This is a genomic window from Roseitalea sp. MMSF_3546, from assembly GCF_030732865.1.
Classification (GTDB): domain Bacteria; phylum Pseudomonadota; class Alphaproteobacteria; order Rhizobiales; family Rhizobiaceae; genus Roseitalea.
Window position 1 is genome coordinate 21580 of the sequence record NZ_JASHKB010000035.1, and the last position, 6778, is coordinate 28357.

5 protein-coding genes are annotated in these 6778 nt (G+C 63.7%); 1 reads left to right on the plus strand and 4 read right to left on the minus strand.

Translation table 11 applies throughout. The annotated features are described in order from the left end of the window. Positions 1 to 2: 2 nt before the first annotated feature. From RBB34_RS18320 to RBB34_RS18335, 4 genes are all read right to left on the minus strand, one after another. Positions 3 to 1106, minus strand: coding sequence for an ABC transporter ATP-binding protein (locus RBB34_RS18320; protein WP_306120695.1), 1104 nt, complete (start codon positions 1104 to 1106; stop codon positions 3 to 5). Continuing rightward, positions 1103 to 1948, minus strand: a complete 846-nt coding sequence (locus RBB34_RS18325) for an ABC transporter permease (RefSeq protein ID WP_306120696.1) — start codon at positions 1946 to 1948, stop codon at positions 1103 to 1105. The genes RBB34_RS18320 and RBB34_RS18325 overlap by 4 nt, the downstream gene beginning before the upstream one ends. 16 nt (positions 1949 to 1964) lie before the next feature. Next, complete coding sequence (locus tag RBB34_RS18330; protein WP_306120697.1) at positions 1965 to 2915, minus strand: ABC transporter permease; 951 nt, start codon at positions 2913 to 2915, stop codon at positions 1965 to 1967. Positions 2916 to 2984: 69 nt separating this feature from the next. Beyond that, positions 2985 to 4595, minus strand: coding sequence for an ABC transporter substrate-binding protein (locus RBB34_RS18335; RefSeq protein WP_306120698.1), 1611 nt, complete (start codon positions 4593 to 4595; stop codon positions 2985 to 2987). 278 nt (positions 4596 to 4873) lie between these two features. Between RBB34_RS18335 and RBB34_RS18340 the strand changes: the two genes are divergently transcribed. Further along, a complete protein-coding gene (locus RBB34_RS18340) occupies positions 4874 to 6112 on the plus strand; it encodes a citrate synthase (protein ID WP_306120699.1) in 1239 nt (412 codons plus the stop codon). Positions 6113 to 6778 lie beyond the last annotated feature (666 nt).

Genomic DNA, 6778 nt, shown 5'->3' on the forward strand with positions numbered 1-6778 from the left:
GTTCATCGGCCCACATCCTCGCTGTCGGACTCGACGAGAGCGCCGGCCGCATCGTTCTGCCAGTTATGGCCGATGAGCCAGCCGCCACCGGGTACGTCCTGTGCGCCCCAGCAACGGGTGAGATGAGCCGATGGGCGCCCGGGCGCCGGTGCCAATGCCGGCGTGCTCTCGCCGCAGATATTCCTGCGATGCGGACAACGCGGCGCGAAGCGGCAGCCGTCCGGCAGGTCGGACAGATCCGGTGGCAGCCCTTCGATGGGCGTTAGCCTTTCGGCTTCCGGCGCCTCCAGATTCGGCGCCGAGCGCAACAGGCCCCAGGTGTAGGGCATGGTGGGATGATCGAAGATTTCGTCCGTCGGCGCCGTCTCGACGATCTGCCCGGCATACATCACATTGACGCGACTGGTCATGCCGGCGACGACGCCAAGATCGTGCGTGATCATGACGGTCGCCATGCCGAGCGTTTGCGAGAGGTGCTTGAGCAGTTCCAGGATCTGCGCCTGCAGGGTCACGTCCAGCGCCGTGGTAATCTCATCGGCGAGCACCAGGCTGGGCCGGCACGCAAGGGCCATGGCGATGACCGCGCGCTGCCGCATGCCACCTGAGAACTGGTGCGGATAGTCGTGCATCCGCTTGGCGGGGGACGGTATGCCGACCAGTTCGAGAAGCTCGACGACCCGGCGTTCGGTCTTTGCGCGCGTTGCCTTTTCGTGCACGGCAAGCGCCTCGCCGATCTGTGCGCCGATCGTCATGACCGGGTTGAGCGAGGTCATCGGGTCCTGGAAGATCATGGCGATCTTCCTGCCGCGCACCTGACGCATCGCCTCGTCGCCGAGCGCGAGCAGATCGCGACCGGAAAAACGGATCTCGCCCGGGCCGATCCGGGCCGCGTTGGCCGGCAAAAGTCGCAGGATGGCCCGCGCGGTCGCCGACTTGCCGCAGCCGGACTCGCCGACAATGCCGATCGTTTCGCCTTCGTGCACCCTCAGGTCGACACCGTCCACGGCCTGTACGGTGCCGCCACGTGCAGCAAATGCGACATGCAGACCGCGCAATTCGAGCAGCGGCGTCTGGTCGTTGTTGTCCATCGCAACGGTCTCGCTCATGGCCGCACTGTCGCCGTTGCGCGCGGGTCCTGCTTGCGTCGGAGTTCGTCACCCAGCAAGCTCACGCCCAGCACGGTCAGGAAGATGAAGATGCCCGAGGAGATCGAGATCCAGGGCGCCACCTCGATATAGCCAAAACCCGATCGCAGGATGGTCCCCCAGCTTGCCGTCGGCGGCTGCACGCCCAGGCCGAGGAAGGACAGACCCGCCTCGGTGAGGATCGCCAGCCCGACATGCAGCGTCGCCATCGCCACGATCGGCGCGGTGACATGCGGCCAGATGTGACGGAAGACGATGCGCGGCGCGCGTGCGCCCATCGCCGTGGCCGCGGTAACGAAGTCGCGCTCGCGCACGGAAAGGACCTGACTGCGCGTCAGGCGCGCAAAGACCGGCATGTCGCCGATCGCGATGGCGATGACAATGGTCGTAAGGCTTGGCCCGAGTGCGGCCATGATGCCCAGCGCCAGCAGGATCGAGGGAAAGGCGAGGATCGCGTCGACCAGGCGCATGATGGCCTCGTCCAAAATGCCCGAGGCATAGCCGGCGATCAGCCCAAGCAGCGAACCGACCGAGACGGCAAAACCGACCGAGGTTAGCCCGACAAGAACCGCGATGCGGCTTCCGTGGATGAGCCGGGACAGCATGTCGCGGCCCAGTTGGTCGGTGCCGAGCCAGTGTTCGGCCGAGGGCGACTGCAGAACGGCGGAATAATCCTGCTTGTTGGGGTCGAACGGAGCGACAAGATCGGCGAAGATGGCCGAAAACACCGCTGCCCCTACAAGGGTCACCGCGATTACGGCCAAAGGCGAGGAGAGGAAGTCTTTCAAGGCTTGCGTGTTCATCGGTCCAGCAATCGGCTCATCGATACCGGATGCGCGGATCGAGCCGGGCATACAGAAGATCGGTCAGAAAGCTGCTCGCCAGAACGATCACCGCGAACAGCAGCATGACGGCCTGGATCATCGTGAAGTCGCGAAAGAAGATGGAGTCGACCGCCAGTCGGCCGAGGCCCGGGATCGAGAAGACGACTTCAATGGTTGCCGCTCCCGCCAGCGTCTGGCCCATCTGCAGGCCGATCACCGTGACGACGGGCAGCAGCGCGTTTCTCAACGCGTGCCGGTAGACGATCTGGCGCTCGCGAACACCCTTGGCGCGGGCGGTGGTGATGTAATCCTCGCCCAGCACCTCGATGACGGCGGTGCGCACTTGCCGGATGGTCACGCCCATCAGCGCGGTCGCGAGCGCCACGGCTGGCAGGATCATCAGCCGTACGGACTCCAGCGGCGATTCCCAGATCGGTACATAGCCGGATGGCGGAAGCCACTTCAGCCAGACCGCGAATACCAGGATCAGCATGATGCCGAGCCAGAAACCCGGCGTGGCGATGCCGCTGAGCGCAAGGAGTGTGCCGGCCGTGTCGACCCACGTTCCCTGGCGAACGGCGCTGGCGACGCCCACGGGGATGGCCACAGCCACCGCTATCAGCATGGCCATGATCGCCAGCTGGAATGTCGGGCCCGCGCGTTGCAGCAGAGCGGGGCCGATTTCCTCGCTGGTGCGCAAAGAGACGCCGAAATCGCCGCGCAAAACTCCGGTGACCCACTCGACATAGCGGGTGATCAGCGGCTTGTTCAGACCCAGTGTCTCGCGCAATGCCTCATACCGTTCCCGGTCGAGGCCGCCATCCTCGCCCAGGATCGCCGCTGCGGTGTCGCCGGGAAGTACGAAGACGATGATGAAGGAGATTACGCTGACAAGGAACAGGACCACCAGGGCGGTCAGGGCGCGGCGCCAGACATAGCGTGCCATTTCAAGGGCCTTTCAGGACCGGCCGCATGTCAGGCGGCCAGCCGGATCACGGTTCGGGCGAAGAGCAGCCTATTGCTCGATCCATGCATAGCGCATGCCGTAGCCGCCGGTCTTGCCAATGCCGTGCAGCTTGGCCGAGTGTGCCATGATCGTCGGGATGCGATAGCCGATGAAAAAGTACGCGTCCTCGTGCATGATCCGCTGCATCTGCCGGTAGATCTCGGCGCGTTCGGCAACGTCGGCGACGTTCGACACCTTCTCCCAGAGCGCATCGACGTCCGGGTTGGAATAACCGGCCCAGTTCGAGGACGAGCCGGTGCGCGTCTGCTGGCGCAGAAGCGGGTCGATGTTGGCCGTGTTGGCGTGCGACAGGGCCTCGAAATTGCCCGAGCGGCCCGAGTCGATCCACGGCGTCCGGTCGAGCAGCACGATGTTGAGATCGATGCCGACCTCCGACAGCATGCCCTGCATGATCTCCAACGGTTGCACGTCGCGCGGCCGGTTGATGACCTTGACGTCGAGCGAGATGCCGTCGCCAAAGCCCGCCTCGGCAAGCAGTTCGCGCGCCTTTTCGGGATCGTATTCGTATCGCGGCAGGCTCTCGTCATAGCCCGGAACGCCGGGATACCAGCCCCAGTAGTAGTGGGCGGTGGCGTTGCCGAAGCCCATCACCGCGGCCATTGCTTCGCGATTGACGGCATGCTGCACGGCTTGGCGTAGGCGCACATCGCCGGCAAACGGCGATCCCAGTTCGGGCTTGGAGGTGATGTAGAAGCTTGGCAGCGCCCGGTCGGTCAACGGAACTTCATGGGTGGCGATGTCCGGATCGGCGGCAAGCGCGGCGATGTCCTGCTGGAGCGGCTCGGCGACGTGGATGCTGCCGGCGCGCAATTCCAGCGCGGCGACGGACTGGTCGGGCACGAAACGGATGGTCAGCGCGTCGGCATACGGCAGCGGCTCGCCGTCCTCGCCGACCTCCCAGTGATCGTCGAATCGCTCCAAGACGATGCGGTCATCGGGCCGGTAATCGACGACGCGGAACGGGCCGCTTCCGACAGGCTGGCGGGCAAATTCCTCCTCGCCCATCTGCTCCACCGCCTGCGGCGAGACCATGTAGACATTGGCCGGATTGGCCGGAGACAGCAGCACGTCGAACAAGGGCTGCGGCGAAGCCAGCCGAATCCTGAGCGTATGGTCGTCGACGACCGTGATCTCTGAAATGTTCTCCACCGACAGCTTGCGGGTGGACATCTCATGATCGCGGGCGCGTTCGAGGTTCCATTTGACGGCCTCGGCATCGAGCGCGGTGCCGTCGTGAAAGACCGCGTCGTCGCGCAGCGTCAACTCGACCAGCGTGCCCTCGACCAGTTCGTACGACGTCGCCAGCGCAGGGCCGATCTCGTAGGTGTCGCCAGGACCTTGCGGCGGGGTGTAGCTGAACAGCGAATCGAACATGTTCGACCAGACCACCGATGTCACCGCGCTCGACAGGTGCGGGTCGAGCGAGGGCACGGCAATCCACTCGGCTTGAACGACAGTACCGCCGCGCTCGACGGCGAAAGCCGGCACCAGTGTGGCCGGACTCAACTGTGCACATGCCAGCGCCGACGCGGCAAGGACGCCGCGCAGCGCTCGCGCCCGTCTCGTTCCGGACATGGATGAATCTGTGGTGTGGCTCATTTGCTCCTCCCTGGTTCAACTGCGCTCAATGACATGGCGCCCGGCTCCCGGCCGATCGCCGCCGGCATGACCAGATTGATCGACCTGACCCATATTCGTGTATAAATCCAAATGCTGTCAATACTTGATTTGAAATCAATATATGATGATTTTGCTCAGTATTTGTTTGTTTTGCCGTATCTTTCAACGCATTTCCCGGGCCTCGTCGCAGACCCTCGCATCTCTTCGGATCAGCCAGGCCAAAACGGAGATCAATTATCAACATTGACGACAAATCAATGATCACTATCAATGTCGCAATGGAGAACGGATTCCTCACCGCCGACGAGGCCGCCGCCCGTCTCAATGTGAAGCGCGCCACCGTCTACGCCTATGTCAGCCGGGGCATGCTCAAGCGGCAGTCCCTGGACGGCATGCCGGGCAGTTACTTTGACGCCATGGAGGTCGAGCGGCTCGCCGATCGCGGGCGCAAGAGCCTCAAGACTGGGCGGCCGAGCCCGGCGTTCAAGTCGGCGATCACCACGTTCGGCAATGGCGACATCTACTATCGCGGCCACCGCGCCTGCCGGCTCGCCGAGACCGAGCGTTTCGAGTCGGTCGCCCATTTGCTCTGGCAGGACGCGTTGCGGCGCGATGCGGTCTTCAATGCCGATCCGACGGTGGCCGGCCTGCTTCGCCAGGTCGGCGATCTGCTGCCCGAAGGCATCCTGCCCTTCGAGCGGGCCAAGGCGCTGGTCCCCGTGGCGGCCACGCTCGACCCGATGCGCCACGACCTCAGCACAATCGCAGCGGTCCGGCGCGTCAGTACGTTGATGGCGACGCTGATCGACGCCTTGCCGGCGCAATCAGCTCCGGCCGCCGGTGCGCATTTCGACTTTGCCGCGCGCATGTGGTCGCGTCTGGCCGCGGGTCCGCCGGCACCGTCATTGCTGGCCGTTCTCAACGCGGCGCTTGTGTTGACCGCTGACGCCGATGTGACCTCGCCGACCACGCTTGCCGCGCGCATGGGCGCTTCGGTGCGCGCCGACATCTATTCGGCGATCACGGCGGGGATGCATTGCAGCGGCGGCGCGATCCAGTCGGCCTCCTCTTTGGCCGTGGAATCCTATCTTGAAACGCTCGATGGCCAGCGCAGTATCGGCGAAGTTGTCGGTGAGCGGCTGCGTCAGGGTGACGGTCTGCCCGGATTCGGCCATGGGCGCTTTCCGGACGGCGACCCACGCGCCCGGCTGATCCTGGACATGCTGGCGCGCTCGGACGGCGATCCGTCGCGGGTGGCGCGGCTGGGTGAATTCCTTGAAATCCAGCGCAATCGCGGCATCGCGCCGCCCAATATCGGTTTTGCCATCGCGGCCTTGGCCTATGTCGCGGGCATGGTCCGCGGGTCCGGGGACCTGATCTTTGCCATGGCCCGCACGGCCGGTTGGGCGGCCCACGCCATCGAGCAGTACAACAGCGACCAGGAAATGCGCCGCCCGCCATCGCTCTATATCGGTCGGCCACCGGCAACGGACTGACAAGGACCGAACCGGTGAAAAAACAGTCGCTGATAGGGTCCTTGGCGCATGTTGACGGCAGCATGTTTCAGCTTGCCGAGTTCGATATGATCAAGTTGCATGGGTCTACTCCTTCCGTTTCAGGGTGGTTGAGCCCCCTCATCATACTGGCTGCCAAGCCGTGTCCGCTTATGCAACGCATATGCTGCATGAGGACCGTGGGCGCGCTGAACGTACAATACCGCCAGTTCCACATCGGAGCCAGTGTCAGTTTGAGATGGCTTTTTCAGATCATCCAACCATCCCCGCTTTCGCATCTCTCTGTGCGGAAACTTCGTTGGCAGCGTTTTGGAGTTCTTGGTCTCCTCGCCATCGCCACTATGGTTCGAAAGCGTGAGGTTGAACGTGACGGAAACATCGAGCGCATTAATGACTTCAGCAACAGGTCGAGCACCACCGCAAGATGAAGCCAGCCTTCGGCGTGTGTGGATGCCCCCTGTTTAGCAAGCAAAATCTTCGGTTTTTCGGCGGGGTCTTCGATCGGACGTGTGTCAGGCCTCTTGATGTGGCCTTGATGACGCCACGGGCCGGTATGCTGTTCGGAAAGCCGGGGGGACTGTCAGGAATTTCGTGCTTGAGGCCATGATGATGGAAAGGAGAATCATCACATGGCCATTGAGAAGGAAC